Genomic DNA, 26,587 nt, shown 5'->3' with positions numbered 1-26,587 from the left:
ATACTTTACCTGTATAAGTCTACATTCTAGACCTGTCGCTAATCACTACATATCGTGTATTTGTCTTCGAGATGAATCGAACTCACGGAAGGAAGTGGACATGAGTATGTCGGAAGCGGTTTCGACAGGTGCTTTGCTGATGATGGGGGCAATCCTGCTGGTGCTTCTGCTGCAGTGCCTGAGGTTGCGTGAACTCTGGAAAATGGCTCTTGATTGTCAAAAGAACGTGCGCTGGGCACGGATCTGGGAGGTGGAGAACCGGGAGCTGCGCTCGGCGCTGCGAGCTGAGAAAGCGCACATCGAGCAGTTGCAAAGAAAGCTGGTGATTTTGCAAGAATTGATACCGGCAGTGTGAGGGGGAAGGACATGAACAGACTTGAACGGATCAAAGGCTGTCTGCTGGGCGGTGCCGTCGGCGATGCGTTGGGCGCCCCGGTGGAGTTCCTCGAATGGCCTGCAATCGAAGCTAAATTCGGTCCACAAGGTATCGTTGATTTTGCCCCTGCTTTCGGTATCACCGGCGCCATCACCGACGACACGCAGATGATGCTTTTCACCGCAGAAGGCTTGCTGCGGGCTTATGTTCGCGGCAGTTCGCGAGGGATTTGCCACGTTCCGAGCATTATCCATCATGCGTTGCTGCGCTGGCTGATGACCCAGGATTGCCCTACGATGATGCCTGTCAGCCGGGACGGGTGGTTGATCGAGCAACTGGCACTCTGGTCTCGCCGCGCTCCAGGCACTACCTGCATCAGTGCACTCAAGGCCAGTCCACGGCTGGGCGCTGTTGCCGAGAACAACAGCAAAGGTTGTGGCGCCTTGATGCGCGTTGCGCCCTGTGCATTCTTTGCTAATGCCTTTGACTACGCTGCCCAGTCAGGGCGCCTGACTCACGGGCACCCTACGGGTTACCTGGCGGCCGGGCTGTTTGCCGATATTCTCCAGCGCATTGTCGATCGGCAAGACAGCCTGGAGCACGCAGTCACTCAAAGCTTGGTCAATTACGGGCAAAAGCCCGGTATGGAAGAAACACGTAGTCTCATCGAGCGCGTGCTGTTCTTCTTTTACGAGGGCTACCAACCCACCCCGCAACGCATAGGCGAACTCGGCGGCGGTTGGGTCGCCGAAGAGGCGTTGGCTATTGGGTTGTGGTGCGCCCTGGCCGCGCGCTCGTTCGAGGAGGGCGTGATCACGGCAGTGAATCACAGTGGCGACAGCGACAGCACTGGGCTGATCACCGGGCACCTGCTGGGTGTTCAGTATGGTGCTGCGGCGATTCCTGCTCGGTGGTACGGACAATTGGAGTTGCGCGAGGTGATCGTGCAGGTCGCCGAGGATATTGAGCGCGTTCCTCGTGAGTATTCTGGGTATGGCGGAGAGTTTGATCAGCAGATCGAACGGACGTATCCCGGCAGGTGAGGGCGCTGATGGCGTTGAGTACGGATAAATTTTTAGGAGAGCAGCGATGCCAATTAAACCGAGGCCATTTACGTTTGTGTGTGTTGAGTGTGGTTGGAAGAAAACGGTGGCTCCGCAGAGTGATGCGTTGGGGCCGGGGGAATGGTTTGATAAGTGCCCCAAGTGCGGAAACGGGGAGTTGAAGCAGGAGGTGGCGGGGTGGGTGAGTCGGACCTTGGCGGAATTTTTTACGCGGCGGCTGTGAGCGCTAGTACGGTCATTGAAAATGGCGCCCCATCGAACATCGTACGACGACATCGCTGGGGCTCCATGTGGAGTATTTGCAACGGAAGCTCGAAATCCTTCAGACATTGCCGCTTGCAGTCTGAACGTTATGGCATGTGGCCCGATCCTTTGTACGGGGTGGCAAAAAGCCAGTTTCGGAAGTAGGATCCACGCATCTTGGAGACACGGCCGCTGGCGATTTCTCTCTTATCAAAACCTGTAAATGGATTTTCCAATGAGTATCGACCTTGAGTCGCCAATGAACATCTACGCGGATGTCTCGCGCGAGGTGGAGCGCATTCTGAATACATTGGGCGGCGTTTCCGATGACCGAGAGGTCTCGGAGCTGCAGTCCTCTATTCGGGAGCTGCTCACAGGCGTTCAGAAAGACCTGGATAAGCGTATCAACGAGCTGAAAAGTCATTCGGAGTGGGATACGTTCACCATCGCCTTCTATGGTGAAACCAACGCCGGTAAGTCGACCATTATTGAGACCTTGCGAATCCTGCTCGGGGAAAGGACCAAGGTCGACGAGCAGCAGGTATTCAAGGCATTGCAAAGCGAGCACAGGCTGACCCAGGAAAACCTGGATAATGCCCGTGATGTCATCGCCAAGGGCGTACAGCTCATCAGCGACCTGCAGGCGCAGCTGACAACGCTGCTGAGGCAATTCGATCAACGCGAAGCGGCCCTGAAGGGCGAGCTGCAGCGCTTGCAGGACCTGGTGGTCGAGAAGCAACAGTCGGCCTCGCTCTGGCAGAAACTGATGAACCTGTTCCGCACACTACCGGAAGAAAAGGCCAGTGCCGACACCGCCCGCCAGGTGCAGGTGTTCGAAGCCGAGAAGGCCATGGTGACCGCCGACCTTACGCGTCAGCAGCAAGAGGCTCAGGCCCGCAAGGACGAAGCGGTTCAGGCCCAGGAGCGCCTGGAGGCCACCCTCAATTGCCTCGATCGTCTCGAACCTCTTGCCGATGGCGGCATCATCGGCAACGGGCGCTCGGACTTTACCCTCGCCACCCAGCTGTATCACTTCGAATCCGGCAAGCAGAAGTTTGCATTGCTCGACGTCCCCGGTATCGAAGGCGATGAAGGCAAGGTGAATGAGGAGGTCTGGGCAGCGGTGCAGAAAGCCCACGCCGTCTTCTATGTGACCTCCAAGGCCGCTGCACCGCAAAAGGGCGATGAAGGTAAAAAAGGGACTCTGGAAAAGATCCAGGAGCACCTGGGATCGCAGACCGAGGTCTGGTCGATCTACAACAAGCGTGTTACCCATCCGATGCACCTGTCCAAGGACACCCTGATCGGCGAGGACGAACAGGGAAGTCTGAACGTGCTGGATGAAAAAATGCGCGAGCAGTTGGGGGATCACTACCAGCGCAGCTTGCCGTTGAGCGCACACCCGGCGTTTCTCGGTATCGCTGACTGCCTGGTGCCAGGTTCTTCCCATGCTAAAAGTCGGGAGAAGTTCCTCGGCCAGTTCAGTAGGGAAGCGCTGTTGGCGAAATCCAACATGCTGTATTTCCATGAACTGTTGACCGGTGATTTCGTCAGGGATTACAGGAACAAGATCCGTCGCTCGAACTTCAACAAGGCCAATCTGCTGGTCAAGCATGCCGCCGAACAGTTCGCCTCCCTTCAACGGGGTCGCCTTAAGCCCTTGCGCGAAAAGCTCAAGCAGGATGCTGGAGATGCCTGTACCCAGTTGGACATCTGCCTGAGCGGTCTGAAAAGCCGGCTAGACAATCAGGTCGAGCTGGCGATCGACAGCTTCACCAGCTCGGTGCGCGAGGAGGTTTATGACCAGATCGACAATGACATCGGCAATGACGAGTTCAAGCGAGTGTTCGAGCAGGCGTTGGAAACGGCGCAGGAGCGGATCAAGCACGAGTTACCGGAGCGCTTGAAAAACGAATTTAAAAGGTTCGCCGACGACATTGCCGAAGTGATCGAACGCTTCCAAGAGTTCGTTCAGGAGTTGATGAACGCTTACGGGAAGATCGGAATAGCTGGGCTCGACAACAAGATCGACCTGAAGATCAACATCGACAATGGCATCAAGGTGCAGAATCTGCTGGGCGCACTGGTTGGTGGCGCGCTCATGTTCTGGAACCCCGCAGGATGGTTCGTTCTGGCTACTGGCGCGGCGGCTTTGTTACTCGGTATCGGCAAGGCCCTATACGGATTCTTCAACAGCGACTACAAGAAGTCACAGCAGCGCAAGGCCGTCGATGACAACCTGTATACCATCGCTGACGATATTCGCGACTCCATCCGGGCCAATCTGACTCAGGCTTATCCCGAGCTGGAAACTAGGGTCGAATCGATCCAGGCAGTGCTGGCCGAGCCTGCCCGACAGGTAGCCAGCATCAACGACGCGGTGGTCAAGTCCGTCGTCGAACTGAGCAAACTCTCCAACACTATTGCAGCGGCAGGTATCAAGTAATGGAACAGACATTAGGTGCATTCAAGGCGCAGCAATCGCAGGCGCTGGACGTATTGCAGAAACTTGAAGCCTTCCTGCAGCAGGGCGAGGACGCTGGCGTTGAGATTGACCCCAACCTCAAGTCCAAGTTGCAGACCGCCATACGCGATGTAGCGGACGACAAACTGAAGATCGCCTTGGTCGGCGGATTCTCCGAAGGCAAGACCTCCATCGCTGCAGCCTGGATGGAACGGCTGGATCGTTCGAGCATGAACATCAGTCAGCAGGAGTCATCCAACGAAGTCAAAGTCTATGACGTGAATTCTGACTTCTTGCTGATCGATACCCCCGGACTATTCGGCTTCAAGGAGCAGTTCAACGCGCAAACCCATGCGATCGAGAAGTACAAGGACACCACGCGCAAGTACGTCAGCGAAGCTCACCTGTTGCTGTACGTCATGAACTCGACCAACCCCATCAAGGAAAGTCACAAGGACGACCTGGCCTGGTTGTTCCGGGATCTGAACCTCCTTGCGCGCACGGTCTTCGTACTGAGTCGCTTTGACGAAGTGGCTGATGTAGAGGACGAGGACGAGTACCAAGGCAGCCTAGCCATCAAGCGCGACAATGTCATCGGCCGTCTGCACGACCTGATCGGGCTGACGCCAGAGGAGGCCGGCGCGCTGGCGATCGTTGCGGTCGCGGCCAACCCGTTCGACATGGGGACCGAGTACTGGTTGTCGAATCCCGAGAAATTCAGGACCCTGTCACATATTGGCACCCTGCAGCAGGCGACGTCGGTAAAAATCGACACCAATGGCGGTGTGGCGGCAGTGGTTGAGGAAACTCGGAAGACCATCATTCGCGATGTGCTGACCAAACAACTGCCGGTTGCCATCGAGAACGACATCAGGATTGGCGAAGAAGTCGACAAGCTCGAGACGGTGAACGTTCGTCTGCAGAAGCAGCTGATTTCCTCCCAAGGGCAGATCATGGACGCGCGCGGCAACCTGCGTGATTTTGTTACCCGATACTTTTCCGGCCTGATACTGCAGGCTAAAGGCTTGAGCCAGAACACCTTCACCGACTTCTTCGAGCGGGAGATCGGCAGCGAGGGCGTTGTATTAAATGCTCGACTGCAAAGCGAATTCGAACGCCAGCTCCGTTCCGCCACGTTGCAGCTCGACAAGATGAAGGTGGGCTTCGAAGCCGAGGTCAACCACTTCAACGATTCGGTTAGGAACCTAGGCAAGCAGGGGCTCGATTACGCACTCAAGAGCAAGCTGATCAACAACGGCACGGTGCTGGCGACCCGCGACGGCATCGTGGCCGTCGCCAAGACGGTTGGACTGGACTTGGGCAAGATGCTCAAATTCAAGCCCTGGGGTGCCGTCAACCTAGCCAAAAACATCAACGGCGCACTGGCTGTCTTCGGACTGGCGCTGGAAGCCTGGGACTCCTGGGAGCAGAGCCAGCGGGAGAAAGCGTTCCGTGAAGCCATCGCCAGCATGGTGGAGAACTTCGAGCAGCAACGCTCTGAACTGCTAGGCCTGATCAATGGTCCGGATTTTTCCGAACGCTTCTTTGCCGATTTCGTATCGCTTCAAACCAGCGTCCAGGAAGTCAAACAGAGTGTCGAGGAGCGGCGCCAGAAACGTCAGGAGTTTCATGCCTGGCGTGAGCGAGGTGAAGTGATCGACGCCGAGTTCACCGTACTGACCCACTGAGCCCCCCCAATAAGCAAACGGATTGTGAATCGGTCGGTTATCCGGCTGATTCGCACCTATTTGAATGCAGGGACGATGATCAATGGCGTGATCGAGGGAGGCCCGCTGCAAGGCCGCCTCCTGTCGCCGTTAATGGCGAATGTGCTGCTGGACGAAGTGGATCGAGAGCTTGAACGAAGAGGGCCACTGCTTTGTGCGCTACGACGATGACGCGAACGTTTATGTTCAGGCGGGGCAGCAGGTGATGGCCTTGGAGTAGGAGCGGCGTCGGTGCATGGTCGACCCGCTTAATAAGGCTAAAAATGGTGCCTACTTCAATTTAATCAAATTAAGGGACGCCATCGCCCTAAGCGCAAGGATCAGGAGGTGTGTTGCCGGACGGTTAAGGTGATCCGGTATGCCGGCAGCGTTATCACACCAGGACAAAAAATAAAAAACTTCCCGTCTGGAAGGTTTGCCCCTGGGGATGCCAGGGACAAGATTTCCGTATGGGTGGGGTTGGTTATAGGTAACCCCGTTCAGCCAGCGATACGCAGCCTTCACAGCCCACCACCACATGATCCAATATCCGGGTGCCGACCATGTTCAGAGCGTTCTTGAGGGTGGTGGTCAGGGTACGATCGGCTTGGCTGGGTTCCGGGTCGCCGGAGGGATGATTGTGAACCATAATTACGGCTGCGGCGTTGTGCTCTAGGGCGATCTTGACCACTTCCCGTGGGTACACGCTGGCGCCATCCAATGTGCCTCTGAATAGCTCCCTGAAGCCTATTACCCGGTGCTTTGTGTCGAGCAGTAGCAAAGCAAAGACTTCGTACTCGTGGTACTGCAGCAGTGTTTGCAGGTGGCTGAAGACCTGCTTGGGCTCAGTCAGTGCCCGGCCTTTAGATAGACGACTCATTGCCAGTTGTTGAGCCATCTGCAGGATGTCGGCCTCGGTGACCGGTGATTCCATGACATAGGTGCCGGTCGTCTCACCTGCTTTGAGCTTGTGATATTTCATGGGGATTCTCTTGAATTGGAAGACATTGGGTCAGGTTGGACGTGTGATCAGTGGGCGCGCGCAGAGTGGTCACTGCCGCTTTGGAGGGATTTGGATTCCAGCTTTTGTACCAGTGAGGTTTTGGCAGGGGCCGCTGGTTTGGGGGCTGCTTCTGCCTTGCTGGTCTGATCTTCAACTGCGGGGAAGAACTCCTCGACGATGGCCCCGGTGTCCTCATCGCTGTCTTCAAAGGCTCCGTTGCTAAAGCCCTGTCGTGCCGCTTGATCCAAGGCGCTCTGGTCAAATCCCGCTGCTTGTCGGGTTTCCTCCAGTTGTTTGGCTGCCAGTAAGGCGTCTTCTAGGCTTAGCCCGTTGCGTACTGTGATATCCACGTAGAAGATCGGCGTGCCATGGCTCTGACGGGTGGATTTACCGCGTAGACGTAACTCCAGCGACAGGCAGGCCAGGCGATTGCCGGAGATGGCTTGCAGATAATGTAGGCGTGCCGCCAGGGTACGGATGCTGTTGTAGCCCGTGGTACGGAGGACAAAGCTGCCCAACGGGTCGTCATCGCCAATCACCACGTTCAGCCGGCCGTAAGGCTTGCAGGCATTGCCTTGAGCCAATGAACAGCCATCCGGTGACGGGCAGGGCAACGACTGGATGCCGTCCTTGGTCAAACGCTTGCAGGTCTCGCCATTGCCGACGCACAGTGGTCGTCCTGTAGTGCGGTCGAACAGGCTGTAGTCAGCCCGAAAGTTGAGGTCGGGCTCGTTGAACAGCAGCCGGATCGGAATGTTGCGCAGCTTGCCGTCCTGGCCATTGCGTAGTTCTTCGTTAAGGGGATGCAGTAACCAGCCGTCGCGGCTCTGTACTTGGGAGGTGAGGGTGAACTGATCGTCTTTCTCCGGTAGACGCTTGCCGTTCTTTTCGACGACCTTGCCGATGGAAATGCGGCCCAAAATCGGGGGGGTGATGGCTAAACCTTTGAGCATGGGAGTTCTCCTGTATCTGAAATAAAAACGCCACCGAGACCGCGCAAACGGCCAGGGTGGCGTTGGAGAGAAAGGGCATGGGAATAAGGGAAGAGCGAAGGAACGTTCAGGCCAGCAGAAAACGCCGACTGCCGGTTTTGGTGGTCGAGTAGCGCACTTGCAAATAGGGCTTTTCTTTCAGTAGACGGGGGATATCCAGGGCCACGCTGTCTTTGGCTTTCTTCCAAGTGATGCTGCCGGTTGCGAAGGTCGCCCGACTGGCATCACCCATGGCCTGTTGCAACGTTTGCTTGAGCTGAGCTTCCTGCTTCTCCTGCAGAGCAATCGATTCGCGCACGTTCTGCAGTTCGGTAAATGTCGTACAGAGCAGCGTATCCTGGCTAAAGTCCAGGCTTTGCCCATTGTCCTGTGGATACAGACAGCGCAACGCTTGCTCCGCCGAGGCAGAACCGTCTGCTGGCGGCGGGGTATCACTGACGACGTAATCCCAGAACAGCCGCTCCAGGTCGATCAGCCGAGCAATCAGTGACTCGTCGCGTTCGATGCGATGGATTTCCAGGTGCTGGCCACCGAGCAGTACCGCCACATCAGCGGCCTGCTTGCCGGTGACGGCGAGCTGGTGCATGACTTGCAACTGCACATACTCGGGCACACCCTCCTTCCAGAGGCGTGCGCCGTTTATGCCGGCGGTTTTGCATTCGAGAATCTGCACTTCTGACGCGCCGATTACCTCACGGTCGATATTGGCCAGCATCCAGTTCAACTGCGGAGCCGGGTGTTGCAGCACGGCATTGATCCGTCGCACCCGGTGACCGCTACGTCTGGTGTAATGCGCCGCCACGATAGGCTCCAAAATGTTGCCCCAGTAAGCCGGGCTTTCCTCGTCTTGCGGATCGAGCTTGGGCAGTGAAGTGTCACGCCCGGTTTTCTCCATCCACAGTTCCAGCTGGGACTTGTACGGGTTAAGCCCGACGGCAGCGGCCGCATCCGAGCTGCCGATACCTAGCTTGCGCACGGCCAGCCAGTCCTCACGCGGCAGTTGTTTGGTGCCCACCAGGCGCAACGCCGGACGGGGTTTGCTGCTGGGTTGTTGCAGAGTTTGCGTGCCCATGATGTTTTCCTGTGCGGCATAAAAAACGCCCGGCCAGCAGAAGCTAACCAGGCGCTTTAATCGTTGAGTAAGTAAGTGGAGCTAGGCGGCGAGTTCCAATGCGGCCTGCAGGGCGCGTTGTTTGATGACAGCACCTTGGCCAAACCAGGCCGAGTCCATTCGGTATTCAGTACTTCGGGCGCGCCGCTCGTGATCAACGTACTCGGTTACCGCGTTGAGCAAACCCCACGCAGTTCCTTGGGCCGACTCCAGCGTGGCGCCGCGACCTTGGCCTTCGTACAGGCTTTGAACCTTGCGCAGTGCGCGCTCGTTCGGCAGGACTTCGGGCAGTTTGCTATTGGGGGTTACGTCACACAGCACGTTCATGAAAAAGCCCATCGCTTCATGCCACTGCACCTTGCGTTCAGCCAGTGCCCGCATTTGGTACATGAAGGCGTCCCATTGCGAGACGGCGATGCCCAACTGCTTTTTCACTGCCTGCGGATCGAAGCGGGTGTTATGCGGCACCTTGATCGCGCGGGTGGTGCCATCCAGGGCGATGGTCAGCGTGTTATTGCAGACCACGCGCACGGTGGTCGGGGTGGCTGTGGTGGCCAGCGTCCCGTCACAGGACGTCGCCAATAACAGATAGCCGTTGACCTGGTCGTTGCCCTTCAACGCCGTGCCTTGCCCAGTACGGGCCAGGGCCCAGAACTTGCGACCACCTTTGAGCACTCCGGCGGTTTCGAGCTCGTAGCCAGAGACCTCCGTCAGATCCCGGTAAAACTCCAGCACTTCACCGGGCTGCACCACCTGGTAGCGGTTGGAGACCACCGACAACGGGGCCTTGGTGTCGGAGCGATACAGCACCTTCTGTTCCGGGAAAGAGTGAATCGAGCCCAAGAGGCCGATGCTCTCGGATTTGAAATGAACGGGGCTGTCCTGGATCTTCCAGTCCATGCCCGCTTCACGCTGCCAGACTTCGAGCGGTTGTTTCGGGGAGAGGCGACTGCCCAGGCCATGCCAGGGAGTCGCGCCGACGTAAGCCATTTGTTCAACGAGATGAGCCATCGAAATGATTCCTTGCGAATGAATGGGAAAGAGCATCGTTTCATCAACAAACGACGCCTGCTCACAACGGCTTAACGGTTGACGCTGAAGCTGTAACCGCACGCCAGGCACTGGTAGTTGTGAAGGATTTTTTCATCGATCTGCTCACCCAGCGTGGCTCCGGCTATCCCGCCAGCAACGCCCCCAAATAGTCCACCAAGCAGAGCCCCGGCGATACTGCCAATGGCGATCCCGACCGGCCCACCGACCACGCCCAGTATGGCACCGGCCTCCGCACCTGTTAGTGCTCCAGCGGCCCCACTGGCCGCACCGCCCGCTGCACCAATCAAACTACCTGCTTGCTTACCCACATTTTTAGTAACCACTCGTCCTGAATTGCAGCTCGGGCATGGGGTGTACATAAATGATTCCTCTCTGTTTGCTGAGTCCACGTATCACGCAGAAATGCTGAATGACGCGCTCATCGTTGAGCGTTCACCTGGGTGATATAGGTCTGAGATTTTTTTGAATGAGGCTTGCCAAAACAACACCCCCGCGAGGGACGTTGTGGGCGGTATCTGGACGTGAGGTTTGGCGTTATGGGCTGCTATTTTTGCTATTAATAGCTGGAATAGTACTGGCTAAGAGGGAGAGGCATTCTGTTTTGAAGGAGGGGCAGAGTTGCTGTCAAAGTGGTGGGCTCCAAAAGCGTAACGTTAGCAAGCGTTACGCTCACGTTCTTTGATATTTGAGTTGCTGCTTATAGGATTGCCTCGTCCAGTCCTAAAGGGTGCAGTGATGTTTAAAGAAAAATCAGAAGCATTGGTTATGCTTCGCTTGAGAGATGTTTTAAAACGCACAGGTTTTTCTAGGTCAACTATTTATAACAAGCTTAACGTGGCCTCTGATCATTATGATGCTAAATTCCCAAAGCAGATACGTGTTGGGAAAACATCTGTGCGGTGGATTGAAAGCGAAATAAATTCGTGGATGGAAGAGTATGTAAAGCTGTCTAGGCAGAGTCATGGCTCGATGGCGGAAATTATATCTGCAATGGTTGTTTGATATTGGTTGTTTGTATTTATGGTGATCTATGTATTTCAATTTTCTTAGACAACAAAATTCAAAAAAATCTAATTTAGGAGATAACTTATATCCGAGTTTGTCGCAATTTCCCTTGTTGGATGCTGCAATAAATGAGGCTCAAGCTAATATTCAGGCCCCGCGGGGATTGATTCAAAATGCGGCACTAACTGCGATCTCTGTTGTCTTGCAGGGCATTGTAGATGTTCGTAAACCCAATGGTCAGGTCGCTCCGACCTCGCTGATGCTTCTTGCTATTGCTGACTCGGGTGAAAGGAAGTCAACGGTTGAGAATGTTTTTTTGAAGCCGATTAGAGCCTTTCAGGCTAAGCAGTGCGAGGAGGTGAGGGAGAGCCAGTTGGTGTGGAAAATTAAGTATGATACCTGGATGGTTCGACGTAACGGAGTATTAAAAGCGATTGCGAAAAAAGCATCAAAAGGTCTTCCTGCTGACGAGGAGGAGAAGGTTCTATTAGCTTTAGAGAAAGAAGCTCCAGTTAAGCCAAAAGAATTTAAGGTCTTGTATGAGGACTCAACTTCTGAAGCTTTGTTTTATGGGATGTACGAAAATTTATCTACGGCTGGTTTGATTTCAAGTGAAGGTGGAGGTGTTTTAGAAGGGCGTGCCTTTAATGACCTTTCAAAGCAAAATGCGATTTGGAGTGGTGACTCAATCACGATTGATCGTAAGACGGCGGAAAGCTTTGAACTTGTTGGCGCACGGCTGACAGTCTCGCTTATGGTGCAAGAGAGCGTATTTTCGAAGTACATGGCTCATAAAGGCGGAGAGTCTAGGGGGTCTGGTTTGTGGGCGCGTTTTCTAATCTGTCGTCCGGCTTCAACACAGGGAACTAGGTATATAGGCTCTCAGGCACCGGCCTGGCATCATCAAACACAATTTGCTTCGCGATTGGAGCACTTTCTTGAGGCGGGTCTTGTTTGTTTTAGGGAGAATAAAAAAGAAAAACAAGTGATCAGATTCGACTCCGAAGCTGCTCGGCTTTGGGTGGAGGTTGCGAATGATATTGAGTCAAGAATATGTGCGGGTGGAATACTCGACGGGCTAGGTGATCATGGCTCAAAGTTGGTTGAGGTGATTTCTAGGTTGGCTGCATTGCTTCATTGTTTTGAAGGGTTTAAGGGGAATATTTCGATGTCAACCTTGCAGGCGGCGATTGACCTTGCTAAATGGTACTCCGATGAATTTATAAAATTGTTTGGGCAGAACTCTAAAGAGAAGGATGAAGAGCAGGAGTTAAATTGCTGGCTGGATAGTTTTCGTACGACGGGTAAGCGGTTTATTAAGAAAAATTATATTTTGCAGTACGGGCCTGGGAAATTTAGAAAGAAATCTATTCTTGAGCATGTTCTTTTGCGCTTGGTGAATCATGGTGCTATTCAGTTTTTTAACCATCCTGGTAACAAAGCTGTTTATATCGACCTCTGTCCTTGGCAAGGTGGTGTGCAGATGATGCTGGGCTCCTCTCAGGGTACTAACTTTTTTAGTGCTCCTGGTATTTAGTGTTTGGTGTTTGACGGGTTGCTTGAGTTTGTTTGTCTTGGTTTGTCAGGAAGTGTGTGCAAGGCGGACACTGCTTGATTATGGATTACTATTTAATTAGGTAGCTATTGAATGGTTGGATTAAGTGGCTTATTCAATTTAATTAGATTAATTATTTACTATTGAGTTAATTGATAGTGCAATAGTTTGCGGTTGTGATGATCAACTGATCATTTGTCAGCAGCATGGCTCCCCAAAGCCATGCTGCTGTTTTTTTGAGGAAGCAGTGAGTGATAAGTGAAGTTGATTGGATCGATAATGGAGGTGTGTTAGATCTAATGATAGAGGAAGTCGGAGGGCTTCCTGTGTTAAGGGTAGAGGAAAGCTTGGTGTTGGAGTTGCGTTCTATTGAGAAACTAATGTACGAGCTTGCTGGTAGTAAGGGCTTTTTGTTCTCTTCTTGTACTCATCAACGCGATGGGGTGAAGGTTAAGACTGAGAGGCTTGCTCGCTTTTTTGTTGACAAGCTGAAGAGGGGAGTGAGGGTGTTTGAACGGTGCTTCCCTTCTCATGAGGTTAACCCTTATGTGGAAGTGTTTTTCAGATGTGCTGATCGAGTCGATGATCTTCATTCGCTCAGAGTCTGGCGGACTTTACGCGATGGAGCCGCTGAGGCTTTTATAGGTCGAATGAATGATCTCGTAGAGTTTGTGCGGCTGGAGCTGTCCAGTGATGCTTTTAAAGCTATTTTGAAACGATTCCGTAAAGCGTCCTTTAAGCGAATTAATAGCTTGGAAGGTTATATAGACGCTCTTTTTGCCCAGCACTCTAGGATGCTTGTTGTACGTGTTGATTTGTCTTATCAGTCGGGCTTTGTAAGTGGTCGTGAGGGTTTTTATGGTGATGTTAAAAAGGTCAAAGCACATTGGGCAAAAATGCAGAAAGACCTTCACAAAGGTATTCCAGTTGATGGGTTGTTAGGGTTTGCTTGTAAGCTGGAGTATGGTCAGCTAAAGGGGTTCCATTTTCATTTGTTGCTTTTTTATAACGGAACAAATCATCGCCAGGATGGAGTTTTGGCTAGAATGGTTGGTGAGCATTGGCGAGACTCAATTACGGCAGGAGCGGGGCGCTATTTCAATTGCAATGCAGTCAAGGAGAAATATAAATATCTTGGAATAGGTATGATTAGTTTTAATCAACCGGATAGGGTAAGCGCTTTGAAAAATAGGGTGGCCTCCTACCTGACCAAGGTGGATTATTGGATACGGCTATCCCCTGAAAGTGGCAGATCATTTTTCCGAGGAAATATGCCTAAGTTGAAGTCTGTGAAGAGAGGACGCCCCAGAGCCCCTGGGCCTGATCAGGCGGCTCCTCAGATGGCCATCTAGGCATGTCTCATGGCCTTTAGTTTCTGGGCTTTAGGCTGATGATGGTAGCTGCTGCGGCAGCCAGCTTTGCCGTGAACCCCCAGTCTGAGCTTTTTAGAGCTTCTATCATGACTGTTCTTTTAGCTGGAGCTTTTTGAATTGTTTTTTGACTCTCTTGCCAGAAGTGTTTTGCCGCTTCATTGATAAGAATTAGTGCGGTGGATGCATGTTCTGGATATTTAGTTAAGGCTTCGCCAACTGGCATATTTGTTGACTTTGTTTTGCGGTAGTGCTTGTCGGGTAATATTGCGAAGGCGGATTGTTCGAACACGTCTTTTCCAGTAGAGTTGTATTTTTTCTCTAGGTGTTTTTTTATTTTATCGATAAGCTCTTTTCGCTCCTTCTGTGAGTCGATATTTGCCTCGGAGATAAATTCATCTGAGGCTTTGTTTAACTCGAAAAGGTTGTCTGATTCCCATTCTTGGCGCTCGATATTTTTCTGTTCTTTGTCGGTGTCTGCTATTGTTTCAAGGATTCTATTTGAGTCCTCTGTCCTTATGAGTATGTCAGTCGTTCTAATTGTTATTTCTTTCATCTGGTTGATTTCGGTTTTTGAGGTGATAAAGAAATCTGCGTCTATTATGAGGGCTGGAAATGGTTGTAGGATTTCCTTCAATTGCTCATGTGCTGAAGCTTGTGTAAGGCCTTTTATGCTTTCGTGGTAAAAAGCATGATTAAAGTTGCATTTTTTGAGCTCGTCATAATTTACTATTTCCTCCCAGTCGGTGGCGCTTATGGAAAAAAACTTTATGTCTAAATCTACTTTTGAGTGATAATCGTGATCTGCGCCAAAAGGCGTACCTTTATGCTGATTTGATAGGCTTTGTGCTGTTCTGGGCTCATTGTAATTTAGGACGATGGCCGAGCCGGATACATGAATTGCAACCGTTTTTGGGCAGCGGCATAGAAGGGGGATCTGCAGCTTTTCAATTCTGTCTTTGAATTCACTTTCGGAGATGTTGTGCTCCTCAATAAATTCAGCTGCTGATATAACAAACCCTTTATTTTTCATTTTTAATCGTGTCCTTGTTTAGCGGTGCTAGTCATTTCTCAGGGCTGTTGGAGTGGCTCTCTATATCAGGCTGGATAAATGCTTGCCGAGAACTTCCCAAGCCTCCGCCATTTCTTTAGCATAGCTATGACGCTGATAAATGCGTTTTACCTTATTTTCCTCTGTGTGGTTGAGGCAACGTTCAGCCACTTCAGGAAGCACGCCAATAGCAGTCATAATCGTCGCACCTGTACGCCGCAGGTCGTGAGGTGTCCACTTCCCGCCTGGTAGCAACAGTGCTTGGGCTTTGGCGCTACGTCGGCTCATGGAGCCTTGTTCCGGAAGGCGCTGGCGATCTCCCAGCTGCTTGGTTACCGTTTTAGGGCATACATGGTCAGTTATGTAGGTGTTCGGGTAGCACCAAGGTGACAGGCTATTAATCTGCTTTACGCGCTTGAAGTGGCTAATGGCAAAGTCTGAAAGGATGATGCTGTGCGGTTTGCCGTTTTTACTATTCTCGGACGGAATCAGCCAAGTGCTTTGCTCTAGATCGATATGCTCCCATCGGGCGCTCAGGAGCTCACCAATTCGACAGCAGGTCGATAGGGCAATCCAGATTGCAGCTTCGGTGGTGACTAGCAGTCCTGCATCAGGGGCTTTCTTAGCAAGCAGCTTGATTTCGTCATCACTCAGTACTCGGTCGCGTTCAGTGTCTTTGCCGCCTATCTTAGCTTTGCGGATACTGGCACTGGGATCGTGCTCAATAAGGTCGCGGTCTACGGCAAAGCGGAACATTTGACGCATAAGCGAAAAAACCATCTTGGCCATACGGTTTACACCGCGAGCGAGGAGGGCATCTGTCACCTCGGTGATATGACCCTTTTTCACATCAGCGACAGCCAAGTCGCCCAAGAAGGGCAGAACGTCCTTTTCAAACATCCGACGAGCCTCTGCACCCTTGTCCTTGCGGTTGATGAGATCAACCCTAGCCCAGTGCTCGAATAGGTCGGTAACAGTCTTGCGTCCCGCCTGGCGAGCTTGCTCGGCTTCGGCTTCTGCTTTCTCGGCGGTTAGTCGTGCCAATTCACCATCTCGGGCTGCGATACGGGCAGCTTCCTCGGCATCCAGATGTTCTCGTAAGTTTCGAGTTCCACTTTGGTAGAGGCGTGACCACTCTCCTGCTTTAGTTCTTGCTTCCTTAAGGGTAAGTCCATCAGTGCCAGTGGCGTCATATGCACCTATAGGCAGAAACACCCTTCCACCGCTGGTGTCGGTATACCTGAAGTAAAACAGGCGCTCGCCATCTGGGCGAAGACGTGCCATGAATCGGCCGCAGCCGCGAGGAGCATCCTCGATCAGCCAGGTAGGTTTGGCTGGTTTTGCGTTCATTTGTTTGTCGGTGATCGTCGCCACTTTCGCTTCCCCAGAAAGGCCAGGCTCCAGATGGTCACCGTTGGGTCACCGTTTCTTGCTGGCTTTGGTAGAATGCTATCGGAAGCGGTTGGACTGTGTAAACTGTATTTGCCTAGTAAATACAGTGCTTTAGGCCTTGTTCATGGGTTTTTTTAGACTGGATTGGATTGTGGTTTACCTTTATGGGGTGCTAGGGGTCGAGTGTTCGAATCACTCCGTCCCGACCATATTTTTCAATGACTTTAGGCCAATGTTCACAGCATTGGCCTTTTTCATGTGCGTGACATTTGCGTGACTTGTCGTTTTTTCACGCCTGCTCCCTCTTCAAAATTGTCAGGACCGGTCCGCGAGAATCGATTGCTGATCCCATGTTCGCAGCTCCTATCAAATGCCCGCGCTCAGCGCCTGAGTAGTGACTGGTGATGCTGCCGTTCTTGTGCCCCAGAAGGGCCTTGCGGTCTTCCTCGGTTACGCTGCACGCAGTCGGCGGCCAAACGTGTACTTAAGGTCATGAATCCTGATGGATGCATAACCAGAGTGAGCGGGGCGAAGGTTTTCCTCCTGCCAGAGTTTCGCCGCTCTCACCCGCGCTTTCTTCCAGGCCGAGTCATTCATCCGGTGCATCGCGGTTCTGTTGTATGGGAAAACCCATACCTTACTGATGCCGCGCTGCTTCTCGATGATCGACCTGGGCATACTGTTTAGCACCACCAGTCGCTCGTCGCCGTTCTTCACGCCGGATTGCTCATACCGGCCGCCAAAATCGGCTGGTATCAGAAATACGCTGGTGCCCAGTTCGGGTAACGAAATCTCCCAATCCCACCTTAGCTTGCAAACCTCCTGTTCCCGCGTGCCGGTGTTCACCTTGAACAGCGCCATCGTTTGCAGGTGAACCGGCAACTCTCCAGACAGCAGCGATTGCTCCGGCCCCGACATTGGGTACGGCTTGCGGCTCGACTTCTTCTCTTCCAGTTTCGTGAGCATCGGCACGCTATCCAGCCACGGCCTACGCTCATCGTCTCGCCATTTCCTGGCACACAACGACAAAACCCGTACTACACGTTCGATCAAGATATTCACCGTTCTGTTGTGGTGTCGCCCAAGAATTACAACGCCGCCCAGGCCGCGAAGATTATCTGCACTGGCCGCACCAGGCTGTTGCAGTTCAGGCGGCAGAAGCGTTACCTGTGAAGAGCACCGGCCCGATGTCGACTGGGCCTATCTGCGCAATTCAGGCCAAGAGCCAGATCTTTAATCCCGATTAAAAGAAGCCCTGATTGAGGGCGCATATCTTCGCCCCTGAGCTGAACGTTCTGCCACGACAACCACGAAGAGGTTTCCCGAAATGGAACAGGTACACCGCGCAATACATCAGGCAGTTCTGGAGGCGGGGCCAAAGCAACTGGCTTACCTGATGGGTAACCAACGGTGTTCTCCCCACGCTGAGCGCATCAGGTGGAACGCTGTCAGTCGAACTACGACGGCTGTTAGCTCAGATTTACAATCTGGTCAGGTGTATCGAATCAACGCGAAAGGCACGCTGACCGTGGCTGTTGGAAGTCTGATGCAGCTGGATATAATCGGGGGGAGGAGGTTCAGGGCTTGTACCTGAATACGGTCACGACAGAGATTCGCCCAGTGTTCTATCGCGCCTCCCAGGGGATACGTGGTTACGCGGCCAGATACGCAAGCACCACTCGAGATCGTGCTTTATGTAACTGTTGCCTGACGCGCACAGGAGTTAAGCCTTCGCCCAGATCTTGGGGCGAAGGTTGCGGCAGGCCAACCGCCAGCAGTACCATGCGCGGCTAGATTGGCCGGGCCAGGTCATCGGAACCTCACTTCGCTTCATGTTTCATTGAGCTGTTGCGAATCATCTCCAGAATGGAACTGCGCTGTAATGAATGTTAAGACGCCGCTACTCAAGGATGTCAGAGAGTCGTCAGTGGTTGGAAATACAAAAGCTCATGACCATTTGAAGTATCGTCCCGATATTGATGGGTTGAGGGCGATAGCAATTTTATCAGTTGTTATCTTTCATGCATTTCCATCCATTGTTCCCGGTGGATTTGCAGGAGTTGACGTGTTCTTCGTTATCTCCGGTTTTCTAATTTCAAGCATTATTTTTAAGAGTTTGGGTCGGGGTCACTTTAGCTTTGTAGATTTTTATTCTCGTAGGGCTAAACGAATATTTCCTGCGCTAGTGGCTGTCCTTTTGATCACGTATGTGTTTGGCTGGTTTGCGTTGCTTCCTGATGAATTCAAACAGTTGGGACGGCACATAGCGGCCGGCACCATATTTTTGCAGAACTTTAATTTGCTTGGTGAGTCTGGCTATTTTGATACGTCCTCAGAGCTAAAACCGTTAATGCATCTTTGGTCGCTAGCGATTGAAGAGCAGTTTTATCTTGTTTATCCACTAATTATTTGGGCAGCCTGGAGAACTGGTGTAAGCATAAAGCTTACGGTTGCTGCTTTGTGTCTTATATCTTTCGGTCTGAATGTTTATGGTGTTGCTTCAGATCCTGTGGGGACTTTCTTTTCTCCTCAAACAAGATTTTGGGAGCTGTTAGCAGGGGGCGTCCTAGCCTATTTTTACTATTCTCGTTCGAAAGCAGTTGAAAGGAACGATGCTCCAATAGTTTTTGGTGAAACGCTTAATAGTGCAATTTCTATACTCGGCCTTGGGCTAATCGTTGCCGCGGTAGCATTCCTAAAAAGCGGTGACATCTTCCCTGGCTGGTGGGCTCTGTCGCCCGTAATTGGCACCGCGATGCTGATCTTTTCGGGTCCCAACGCATTGGTGAACCGAACCCTTCTGAGCAATCGATTCATGCTCTTCATTGGCGTGATCAGTTACCCGCTGTACCTCTGGCATTGGCCGATTCTTTCGTTCGCCAGAATTATGGAATCCGCTGTCCCATCCTGGGAAATACAGGTTGCCGGTGTTCTGTTGAGCGTTCTGCTTGCTTGGCTCACTTATCGTTTTATCGAAAGCCCGATTCGATTTGGTGCACAAACTGCACTGAAACCAACGCTGCTTTGGGGTGTGATGCTGTGTTTGGGCGGCGTTGGATACGCCACATTTGCGCGCGATGGCCTGCCTTTTCGCGTTCAAGAACTTGCCAGCAATAACAGCCAATTCAACTGGGGCGATCTGGCGAACGAAACTTGCCGAAAGGCCTACCCCGCGTTCTGGCCCATTGATCATTGCTCAATGACTCGGGAGGGTGACCCATCGGCTATGTTGATTGGCGACTCCCACAGTGACCATATTCGCCTCGGGCTGTCCGAAGCCATGGCAAAGGAAAATAAAAACCTTCTAAACATCGGAGTTTCCGGATGCACGTCGTTCTATAACGTCACATCTCACCCGAGAGGCGTCCGTGATTGGTGCTCGACCTACATCAACAAGGCAATCGAGTTGGCAGTCAATACGGAGTCTGTAAAAACAGTTGTGTTGTCGTCCCGGGGCCCCATGTACCTGACCGGTAACGGTTACCATGAGGGAGATGATCTAATCCATCACGATAGAGTCCTGGAGCTAGTCGGCCATCCGGAGGTGACAGATTACGCAGCAGTCTTTGAGGCCGGTATGAGAAACACCTTCACGATGCTCGCCAAAGCGGGCAAGCAGGTGGTGTTCGTATTGGATATTCCTGAGCTTGGCTTCTCTCCGATGTCGTGCGTTGATAGTCGTCCATTACGTTTGACCAACAAGGTTAAGAGCCCGTGCGCTATATCTCGGGCAGAAGTGGACTCTCGAAACAAAGAATACAAAGAAGTAGTTGCCAGGGTCATGAAAGACTTTCCGGCAGTGACGCTGTTTGATACGCAGGCGAAGCTGTGCGACGCCGAATGGTGCTGGGCCATGATCGACGGCCAGATGATGTACCGTGATGACGATCACCTGTCTGCGAAGGGTTCTGAATTTATGGCGAAGGATCTGATGCCGATTATCAATAGGGCACTGGCGGATCCTGAGAGCCAGGCGCAAAGATAACGACCAAGTTGCGTTGCTGATGTTAAGCCCGCCGCGTGCGGGCTTTTTCTCTCGTGTTTGAATTTTGTGTTAGGTCTGCAGGACGCCGGAGGGAGCCTAAATAGGCTCAGTGACTTTACAAGAGACTTCGTGAGTTACGGTTCCGCACTCTTAGGCATCGTTGCAGCGAGCGCCAGGCGCGAAGCCTTGTGTTTAGCGGCCTGTAGAGGTGTCCGCGTACACGGGGTGTTAGGGGGCGGGTGTTCGAATCACTCCGTCCCGACCATATTTTTCAATGACTTAGCCGAACTCGAACCTGTTCGGCTTTTTCATACGTAGGCACTTTGCGGGGGATCATCTCGATTTCCTCCTCAAAACGGTCAGCACTGGCTCGCGAGAGTCAGTTGCCAACACTTTGTTCGCAGCCTCAATCAGATGCTGCAACACCGGGGTGGAATAGTGGCTCGTAATACTGCCGTTCTTATGCCCCAATAACGCTTTGCGATCTACCTCTGTCACGCTTGCTGCACGTGGTCTTCTGCCAAAGGTGTGTTTCAGGTCGTGAATCCTGATCAATCTGAACCGCGGGTGTGTCGGCGCCTTGTAGGCCGTCTCCGACTTTCCGCTATGCGCGCACCCTGGCTTTCTTCAAGACCGAGTCATTCATGCGATGCATTACCGTTGGCCCGAACTGATCTGCCTTCCCGTAGGGGAACACCAGGTCTTTGTGCAGACCGCGCTGATTGTCGATGATCGACATGGCCACCTTGTTCAGGATCACCAGGCGTTCATCGTCATTCTTCACCCCGGCTTTCTCACTTCGCCCGCCGAACCCGGCAGGTATCAGAAACACGCTGGTGCTCAACGCCGGTACCCGTATTTCCCAATCCCACCGCAATTTGCAGACTTCCTGTTTCCGGCATCCAATGTCCACCTTAGAGAGGGCCATCCTCAACAGGTGGTCCGGCAGCTCGGCGAACAGCATTGACTGGTCATCCAATGACAGCGGGTAAGGTTTCCTGCTGGATTTCTCTTCTTCCATCATCGATATCACTGGCACGCTTTCCAGCCATAGCCGCTTTCTGTATCCCGCCCTTGCGGTGGTACGGATTCAAAAATCCGACGACTCCTTGTAGGGCGATATTCGCCGTCTTGTTCGATACGCCTGGTTTGACCTTTCCTTGCGCCGTCCTTGGTTGGCTTCTGCTGGCCACGCACAAACGGCGTCAGGGTACTGTCATCGATGAGCGTGATGTACGGGGCCCAATGTTTTCGAGTTAATGGAATAGGCGCGCTTTCTCTGGCGGCAGTTAGGCTGATGCAGCTGGATACTCGACGTTCAGGGCTCGTACCTGAACACGGTCACGACAGAAATTCGAACGGTATTTTATCGCGCTTCCCGGGGCTAAGTGTTGATGCGTCCTTATTAAGCAAGCACCGCTGGCGATCTTGCTTTATGTGGCTGTTGCCTGACACTCCAGCACTGTTGGCCTTAGCCTCTAACACTGGGCGAAGGTTGCGGCGGGCTATCCGCCAGCAGTACCATGCGCGACCAGATTGGCCAGTTGAGGCCAACGAACATTGAGCTTCGCTTCACACTTGTAGCGAAGGTCTGCCAATGGAATTGCACTGTAATGAATGTGAAGGCTCCGCTACTCAAGGATGCAAGAGGGTCGTCAGTGAGTGGCAACACGAAAGCTCATGACCATTTGAAGTACCGTCCGGATATTGATGGTCTCCGGGCTTTTGCAATACTTTCAGTTGTTCTATATCACGCATTCCCATCTTTCATGCGTGGTGGTTTTATTGGCGTTGATATTTTCTTTGTTATTTCTGGATATTTGATATCCAGCATTATTTTCAAAGGGTTAGATTCAAGAGCGTTTAGTTTTCTGGACTTTTACCAGCGCCGCGTAAAGCGAATTTTCCCCGCGCTTATTCTTGTCTTGGTGTCTTGCTACGCGGTTGGCTGGTTCACGCTGATGGCTGGCGAATTCAAGATGTTGGGTAAGCATGTCGCGGGCGGTATCGGGTTTATTCAAAACCTTGTCCTTTACCGCGAGGCCGGATACTTCGACACATCGTCAGTGCTTAAGCCATTGCTCCATTTGTGGTCGCTGGGAGTCGAGGAACAGTTCTATATCTTGTTCCCCATTGCAGCCTGGGTCATGTGGCGCTGGCGCTCTGCGGTCCTGCCTGTAATCGTCTTGCTCGCGGTCATTTCCCTGGGCGCCGATGTGCATAAGCTGGGGACGAACCCGTCAGCAGCCTTCTATATGCCGCAGTATCGGTTCTGGGAGATTTTGTGCGGCAGCATCATTGCCTACATCACGGTGTTCCGCCCCTCTACTGCCGACAAGATCCAGGGCTCTGCGCAAGTTCGAAATCTGGTATCGATTGCCGGGGCAGTGCTGCTGATCGCATCAGTTGTGGTCGTGGACAAGTACAAGGCTTTTCCTGGGTTTTGGGCATTGCTGCCGGTATCAGGTTCTGCGCTGATGATCATGGCCGGACCGAACGCCTGGCTGAACAGGAAGGTGATGGCGAGCCGCCCGATGGTGTGGATTGGCCTGATCAGCTACCCGCTTTATCTGTGGCATTGGCCGGTAATCACTTACATCCGCATTCTTGGCGCCGAGGAACTGAGCATAATCAGCGGCGTACTTGCTGTGGTCGCCAGTACGTTGCTGGCCTACGGCACCTATAAGTATGTGGAAGTACCTTTCAGAATCGCCAAGCTGCGGGTTCCAAAAACAGGGTTATTGCTGGCGCTGGGCCTGACTGTTGCTGCCGTTGGTGCTGTGACGTTTGTCAAAAATGGTCTCATGAATCGTCCTGGGCTATCAGCCGGCCTCAAGGACCGCGAAAGCTACGCGCAGTATTTCGAAAACTCTCTGCCGGCTTGGGCCTACTTCACTAACCAGGGGATTATCGAGGGCTATCGGTTCGGCTGTGACTTCTTTGACATCGAGCGTTACCGTGCCGGCGGCTTCACAATGGAGCCGCGCAAGCAGATCAGCACCGAATGCTATGTGCCGACCACTGACACAAAGGTCATGCTTTGGGGAGACTCCCACGCCCAGCAATACTATTACGGCCTGAGCAAGACGCTCCCGCCCTCCGTATCCATATTGCAGGTGGCAAGCTCTGGCTGTGAGGCGAACTTGCCGGGGACCGCTACAGGGGGCTTGAAGTACTGCGACCGCTCCAATGAGTTCGCCTTTGAGGTGATGGCAAAGGAAAAGCCACAGGTACTTGTAATTGCCCAACTTGAACAGCATGACACAAAGAATAATTTGATCGACCTTACAGCAAGGGCCAAGGCGCTTGGGGTCAAAAATGTAATTGTGGTTGGTCCAGTGCCGCGCTATGACCAGTTCCTGAATCAGTTGGTTGTGCGCAAGTTTTGGAACAACACGCCGCGCCGGACTAAAGAAAATCTGCTGCCTGCATCCTTCGACACCGACAGGGCGCTGGCCTCCAAGTACGCTGGTGGTGCTGGTGGGTTTGAATATCTGTCGGCGCTGGGGGCGTTTTGCAATGCAGATGGTTGCATGACTTACCTTGGCGATGATCGGAAAACAGGATTGGTGACGTTTGACTACGGTCACCTGTCGCCGCCAGCCTCTCTCTATTTTGCCAAGACCGCACTGGCACCGCTGATCATGAAGGAGCTGTCTGCGGAATAGCCTCGTCAACATCAAATGAGCCCGCCGCGTGCGGGCTTTTTCTTGCGAGATTGAGTTTGGTATTCGTTCGGCAGGACGCCGGGGCGCAGGGACTTTCTGTCAGAAAGCCTGTAGGGAGTTTTGCGGGGATTCGTGAATCTTTGTCCGGCATCGTTAGGCGTCGATTGCAGTGGGCGCCCACGTAAGGTGTTGGTATTAAAGGCTTTTCAGGACTCCCGCCAGCATGGGTTGCTAGGAGGCAAGTGTTCGAATCACTCCGTCAAGACGATTATTCATGATTAAAATCAGTTAGTTAAGTCGATCGGCTAGATCGGCTTTTTTGTGCCTGCGCTAAACCCGCGCAAAACGATTCGGTGATTTCGCTGGAAGCTCTCAATGATGCCGCCATGGCGGTCATGAGGCTCAGCCTAAGCAGGCTCTTAGTGATCCCTGATGTTCGATAATCTGAGACTGTCGTCTCCTACCGCCGATCATCCGCTAAGCGAAAGTAATCCACGCTCAGCTTTGTGAATGAGATGAGATCCGACTGCCTTATCTTAGCGGACGTCCGAGAATCGAACGCCATGGTTCGGCCGAAACCTTTATATGAGTTCCTTCAGGATTCAGCAATGACAATGGGCTCGGACCTTATCTGGGGAGTGTCGCCAGGCCGGGTATCTGTCTTTCAGCCGCCAATGGTGACTGTGTAACCTTCTGCCTGAAAGGCAAGATAGAATCCCTCGCATCAAAAACAAAGGAGGGTCGCGGATGTTCAGTCACATCACTGTTGGAACAAATGATCTTGATCAGGCTGCCGCTTTTTACGACGCTGTACTGATCCCGCTGGGGCTGTGTCGCCGCACCGTAACTCCTGATGGTGGACCGACGTCGGCATGCTGGGTCAAGCCAGATAGCGCTCTTCCTCGCTTTTATGTGTACAGCCCTTATGATCGCAACGAAGCCAGGGCAGGGAATGGCAGCATGGTCGCTTTCTCGGCTCCCTCTCCAGATGCGGTAGACGTTGCCTATACCGCCGGGCTTCATGCGGGCGGATCGGATGAGGGAATGCCCGGCTTACGTCCGCAGTATGGTGAAGGTTACTACGGCGCATACTTGCGTGATCCAGATGGCAATAAGGTACATGTTGTTCATCGTGGAGATTTGTAAGTTCGGCACATTCTGGCTTGTACGGGGTGTTTGCGGCAGTGCCGTTCTGGCTGCCGTCTTACCTGCGGCTTCATGATCGCGTCTTCTTGAAACGGCTGACCGGGCGCACCAAACCCAGGTTTTCGCGCAGTGTGGTGCCGGTGTATTCGCGCCGAAACAAACCGCGCCGCTGTAACTCGGGAACCACCCAGCGGGCAAAATCCTCCAGCCCGCCCGGCAGGTGCGGTACCAGAATATTGAAGCCATCCGCCGCACCTTCTTCGAACCAGCGCTGCAGTTCATCGGCGATCTGCAGCGGCGTGCCGATCAAGCTGTAATGACCGCGTCCACCGGCAATGCGTCGGCCCAGTTGCGCCAGCGTCAGTTGTTCGCGTTGGGCCAGTTCACTCAGCAGTTGCTGACGGCTGCGCTGTCCGCTGTCGGTCAAGGGTAGCTGCGGCAGCGGCCCATCCAGCGGGTAGCCGGACAGGTCGAAATTACCCAGCATGCGCCCCAGCAACGCCACCCCCACCTTGGGTTCGACCAGCGCCTGGAACGCTTCGAATTTGGCCTGGGCCAAGGCTTCGGTTTGCCCCACCACCACAAACACGCCCGGCATGATTTTCAGCGAATCGGCCTCGCGCCCGTATTGGCCCAGGCGAGCTTTGAGGTCGCTGTAGAAGGCCTGCGCGTCGGCCAGTGAGGTCTGCGCGGTAAACACCACTTCGGCGGTCTGCGCGGCCAGTTCACGGCCGGTTTCCGAGGAGCCAGCCTGCACGATCACTGGCTGGCCCTGGGGCGAGCGCGCCACGTTCAGGGGGCCTTTGACCTGGAAGTGTTCGCCCACATGGTCCAGCACATGGCGTTTACTTGGCTCGTAATAGCGCCCGCTGGCCTTGTCGCGCACGAAGGCGTCTTCGTCCCAGCTGTCCCACAGCCCCGTCACCACCTGATGAAATTCCCGTGCGCGGCTGTAGCGTTCGGCGTGACCCAGGTGCTCGTCACGACCAAAATTCAGCGCCTCGGCCGCGTTATCCGACGTCACCAGGTTCCACCCTGCGCGGCCGCCGGAGAGGTGATCCAGCGAGGCGAATTTGCGCGCTACATGGTACGGCTCGTTGTAGCTGGTGGTGGCGGTGGCGATCAAGCCGATATGCTCGGTCACGGCACTGAGGGCCGAAAGCAGGGTGAGCGGCTCGAAATGATCCGAACGCGCCATCTGGCTCGCGACCTCACCGGTGGCGGCGGCGATGCTGTCGGCCAGGAACAGTGCGTCGAACTTCGCCGCTTCCGCCACCCGTGCCAAATGCTTGTAGTGGGCGAAGTCCAGGCCAGCATTCGCCGGTACGTCGGGGTGGCGCCAGGCGGCCACGTGGTGCCCGGTAGCCATCAGGAAGGCGCCGAGTTTGAGTTGACGGCTCATG

The 26,587-nt window shown here is 53.4% G+C and carries 18 protein-coding genes and 3 pseudogenes; 11 read left to right on the top strand and 10 right to left on the bottom strand.

Going from position 1 to position 26,587, the window contains the following annotated elements:
• Positions 1–100 precede the first annotated feature (100 nt).
• The 5 genes and pseudogenes from ACP7CZ_RS02480 to ACP7CZ_RS02460 form a co-directional block, all read left to right on the top strand.
• Positions 101–355, top strand: coding sequence for a hypothetical protein (locus tag ACP7CZ_RS02480; protein ID WP_047306885.1), 255 nt, complete (start codon positions 101–103; stop codon positions 353–355).
• An 11-nt stretch (positions 356–366) separates the two neighbouring features.
• On the top strand, positions 367–1,419 hold the full coding sequence (locus ACP7CZ_RS02475) for an ADP-ribosylglycohydrolase family protein (protein WP_153334699.1): 1,053 nt from the start codon (positions 367–369) through the stop codon (positions 1,417–1,419).
• A 499-nt stretch (positions 1,420–1,918) separates the two neighbouring features.
• Entirely contained in the window at positions 1,919–4,129 is a 2,211-nt protein-coding gene (locus tag ACP7CZ_RS02470) for a hypothetical protein (RefSeq protein WP_426173644.1), read from the top strand.
• A 53-nt stretch (positions 4,130–4,182) separates the two neighbouring features.
• On the top strand, positions 4,183–5,835 hold the full coding sequence (locus tag ACP7CZ_RS02465) for a LeoA/HP0731 family dynamin-like GTPase (protein ID WP_426173642.1): 1,653 nt from the start codon (positions 4,183–4,185) through the stop codon (positions 5,833–5,835).
• A 9-nt stretch (positions 5,836–5,844) separates the two neighbouring features.
• Positions 5,845–6,088 (top strand): annotated as a pseudogene (locus ACP7CZ_RS02460) (group II intron reverse transcriptase/maturase); the annotation flags it as partial.
• Positions 6,089–6,337: 249 nt separating this feature from the next.
• Here ACP7CZ_RS02460 and radC read toward each other — a convergent pair.
• From radC to ACP7CZ_RS02435, 5 genes are all read right to left on the bottom strand, one after another.
• The gene (radC, locus tag ACP7CZ_RS02455; RefSeq protein WP_153334693.1) at positions 6,338–6,835 is read right to left on the bottom strand and encodes a RadC family protein; all 498 of its coding nucleotides are present in this window, start codon (positions 6,833–6,835) and stop codon (positions 6,338–6,340) included.
• A gap of 47 nt (positions 6,836–6,882) precedes the next feature.
• Positions 6,883–7,809: a hydrolase or metal-binding protein gene (locus ACP7CZ_RS02450; RefSeq protein ID WP_153334691.1), complete on the bottom strand. Its 927-nt coding sequence runs from the start codon at positions 7,807–7,809 to the stop codon at positions 6,883–6,885.
• A 106-nt stretch (positions 7,810–7,915) separates the two neighbouring features.
• Complete coding sequence (locus tag ACP7CZ_RS02445) at positions 7,916–8,920, bottom strand: YqaJ viral recombinase family protein (RefSeq protein ID WP_153334689.1); 1,005 nt, start codon at positions 8,918–8,920, stop codon at positions 7,916–7,918.
• Between the two features lie 81 nt (positions 8,921–9,001).
• Complete coding sequence (locus ACP7CZ_RS02440) at positions 9,002–9,970, bottom strand: DUF932 domain-containing protein (RefSeq protein WP_153334687.1); 969 nt, start codon at positions 9,968–9,970, stop codon at positions 9,002–9,004.
• Positions 9,971–10,041: 71 nt separating this feature from the next.
• Positions 10,042–10,371, bottom strand: coding sequence for a hypothetical protein (locus tag ACP7CZ_RS02435; RefSeq protein WP_153334685.1), 330 nt, complete (start codon positions 10,369–10,371; stop codon positions 10,042–10,044).
• Positions 10,372–10,747: 376 nt separating this feature from the next.
• Here ACP7CZ_RS02435 and ACP7CZ_RS02430 point away from each other — a divergent pair, with 376 nt between their 5' ends.
• The 3 genes from ACP7CZ_RS02430 to ACP7CZ_RS02420 all read left to right on the top strand — a co-directional run bounded on the left by ACP7CZ_RS02430 (position 10,748) and on the right by ACP7CZ_RS02420 (position 13,924).
• Positions 10,748–11,014 (top strand): helix-turn-helix transcriptional regulator, encoded by a 267-nt coding sequence (locus tag ACP7CZ_RS02430; RefSeq protein ID WP_256674442.1) that lies wholly within the window; start codon positions 10,748–10,750, stop codon positions 11,012–11,014.
• A 28-nt stretch (positions 11,015–11,042) separates the two neighbouring features.
• Positions 11,043–12,554 (top strand): YfjI family protein, encoded by a 1,512-nt coding sequence (locus tag ACP7CZ_RS02425; RefSeq protein ID WP_153334683.1) that lies wholly within the window; start codon positions 11,043–11,045, stop codon positions 12,552–12,554.
• Positions 12,555–12,823: 269 nt separating this feature from the next.
• A complete protein-coding gene (locus tag ACP7CZ_RS02420) occupies positions 12,824–13,924 on the top strand; it encodes a YagK/YfjJ domain-containing protein (RefSeq protein ID WP_153334682.1) in 1,101 nt (366 codons plus the stop codon).
• A gap of 16 nt (positions 13,925–13,940) precedes the next feature.
• On the opposite strand, the gene ACP7CZ_RS02415 is transcribed toward ACP7CZ_RS02420, so the two are convergent.
• The 3 genes and pseudogenes from ACP7CZ_RS02415 to ACP7CZ_RS02405 all read right to left on the bottom strand — a co-directional run.
• Positions 13,941–14,975, bottom strand: coding sequence for a hypothetical protein (locus tag ACP7CZ_RS02415; protein ID WP_153334679.1), 1,035 nt, complete (start codon positions 14,973–14,975; stop codon positions 13,941–13,943).
• 60 nt (positions 14,976–15,035) lie between these two features.
• Positions 15,036–16,367, bottom strand: coding sequence for a site-specific integrase (locus tag ACP7CZ_RS02410; protein WP_284185325.1), 1,332 nt, complete (start codon positions 16,365–16,367; stop codon positions 15,036–15,038).
• A gap of 307 nt (positions 16,368–16,674) precedes the next feature.
• Positions 16,675–17,456, bottom strand: a pseudogene (locus tag ACP7CZ_RS02405) (tyrosine-type recombinase/integrase); the annotation flags it as partial.
• Positions 17,457–18,267: 811 nt separating this feature from the next.
• Here ACP7CZ_RS02405 and ACP7CZ_RS02400 point away from each other — a divergent pair.
• The gene (locus tag ACP7CZ_RS02400) at positions 18,268–20,370 is read left to right on the top strand and encodes an acyltransferase family protein (RefSeq protein ID WP_089042170.1); all 2,103 of its coding nucleotides are present in this window, start codon (positions 18,268–18,270) and stop codon (positions 20,368–20,370) included.
• A 333-nt stretch (positions 20,371–20,703) separates the two neighbouring features.
• On the opposite strand, the pseudogene ACP7CZ_RS02395 reads toward ACP7CZ_RS02400, so the two are convergent.
• Positions 20,704–21,603, bottom strand: a pseudogene (locus tag ACP7CZ_RS02395) (tyrosine-type recombinase/integrase); the annotation flags it as partial.
• A 290-nt stretch (positions 21,604–21,893) separates the two neighbouring features.
• On the opposite strand from ACP7CZ_RS02395, the gene ACP7CZ_RS02390 reads away from it, so the two are divergent.
• Both ACP7CZ_RS02390 and ACP7CZ_RS02385 read left to right on the top strand, forming a co-directional pair.
• Positions 21,894–24,038 carry an acyltransferase family protein gene (locus tag ACP7CZ_RS02390; RefSeq protein ID WP_172415495.1) on the top strand — a complete coding sequence of 715 codons (2,145 nt, stop codon included), beginning with the start codon at positions 21,894–21,896 and terminating at the stop codon, positions 24,036–24,038.
• Positions 24,039–24,785: 747 nt separating this feature from the next.
• The gene (locus tag ACP7CZ_RS02385; protein ID WP_072446255.1) at positions 24,786–25,184 is read left to right on the top strand and encodes a VOC family protein; all 399 of its coding nucleotides are present in this window, start codon (positions 24,786–24,788) and stop codon (positions 25,182–25,184) included.
• Positions 25,185–25,254: 70 nt separating this feature from the next.
• Here the strand turns inward: ACP7CZ_RS02385 and ACP7CZ_RS02380 are convergent, their stop codons facing one another.
• Complete coding sequence (locus ACP7CZ_RS02380; protein WP_294164653.1) at positions 25,255–26,586, bottom strand: LLM class flavin-dependent oxidoreductase; 1,332 nt, start codon at positions 26,584–26,586, stop codon at positions 25,255–25,257.
• Position 26,587: the final 1 nt, after the last annotated feature.

This window comes from Pseudomonas sp. DWP2-2 (genome assembly GCF_049897065.1).
GTDB classification, from domain to species: Bacteria; Pseudomonadota; Gammaproteobacteria; order Pseudomonadales; family Pseudomonadaceae; genus Aquipseudomonas; species Aquipseudomonas paracarnis.
Note: the sequence above shows the minus strand (reverse complement) of the source record. Positions and strands in the feature narration are given on the sequence as shown.

Bases quoted from the DNA above. Each gene is read 5' to 3' on its own strand.
- ACP7CZ_RS02400 (WP_089042170.1), top strand. From the start codon at position 18,268: ATGAATGTTAAGACGCCGCTACTCAAGGATGTCAGAGAGTCGTCAGTG.
- ACP7CZ_RS02475 (WP_153334699.1), top strand. From the start codon at position 367: ATGAACAGACTTGAACGGATCAAAGGCTGTCTGCTGGGCGGTGCCGTC.
- ACP7CZ_RS02415 (WP_153334679.1), bottom strand. From the start codon at position 14,975: ATGAAAAATAAAGGGTTTGTTATATCAGCAGCTGAATTTATTGAGGAG.
- ACP7CZ_RS02385 (WP_072446255.1), top strand. From the start codon at position 24,786: ATGTTCAGTCACATCACTGTTGGAACAAATGATCTTGATCAGGCTGCC.
- radC (WP_153334693.1), bottom strand. From the start codon at position 6,835: ATGAAATATCACAAGCTCAAAGCAGGTGAGACGACCGGCACCTATGTC.
- ACP7CZ_RS02470 (WP_426173644.1), top strand. From the start codon at position 1,919: ATGAGTATCGACCTTGAGTCGCCAATGAACATCTACGCGGATGTCTCG.
- ACP7CZ_RS02435 (WP_153334685.1), bottom strand. From the start codon at position 10,371: ATGTACACCCCATGCCCGAGCTGCAATTCAGGACGAGTGGTTACTAAA.
- ACP7CZ_RS02450 (WP_153334691.1), bottom strand. From the start codon at position 7,809: ATGCTCAAAGGTTTAGCCATCACCCCCCCGATTTTGGGCCGCATTTCC.
- ACP7CZ_RS02380 (WP_294164653.1), bottom strand. From the start codon at position 26,586: ATGAGCCGTCAACTCAAACTCGGCGCCTTCCTGATGGCTACCGGGCAC.
- ACP7CZ_RS02430 (WP_256674442.1), top strand. From the start codon at position 10,748: ATGTTTAAAGAAAAATCAGAAGCATTGGTTATGCTTCGCTTGAGAGAT.
- ACP7CZ_RS02425 (WP_153334683.1), top strand. From the start codon at position 11,043: ATGTATTTCAATTTTCTTAGACAACAAAATTCAAAAAAATCTAATTTA.
- ACP7CZ_RS02445 (WP_153334689.1), bottom strand. From the start codon at position 8,920: ATGGGCACGCAAACTCTGCAACAACCCAGCAGCAAACCCCGTCCGGCG.
- ACP7CZ_RS02480 (WP_047306885.1), top strand. From the start codon at position 101: ATGAGTATGTCGGAAGCGGTTTCGACAGGTGCTTTGCTGATGATGGGG.
- ACP7CZ_RS02440 (WP_153334687.1), bottom strand. From the start codon at position 9,970: ATGGCTCATCTCGTTGAACAAATGGCTTACGTCGGCGCGACTCCCTGG.
- ACP7CZ_RS02390 (WP_172415495.1), top strand. From the start codon at position 21,894: ATGCGCGACCAGATTGGCCAGTTGAGGCCAACGAACATTGAGCTTCGC.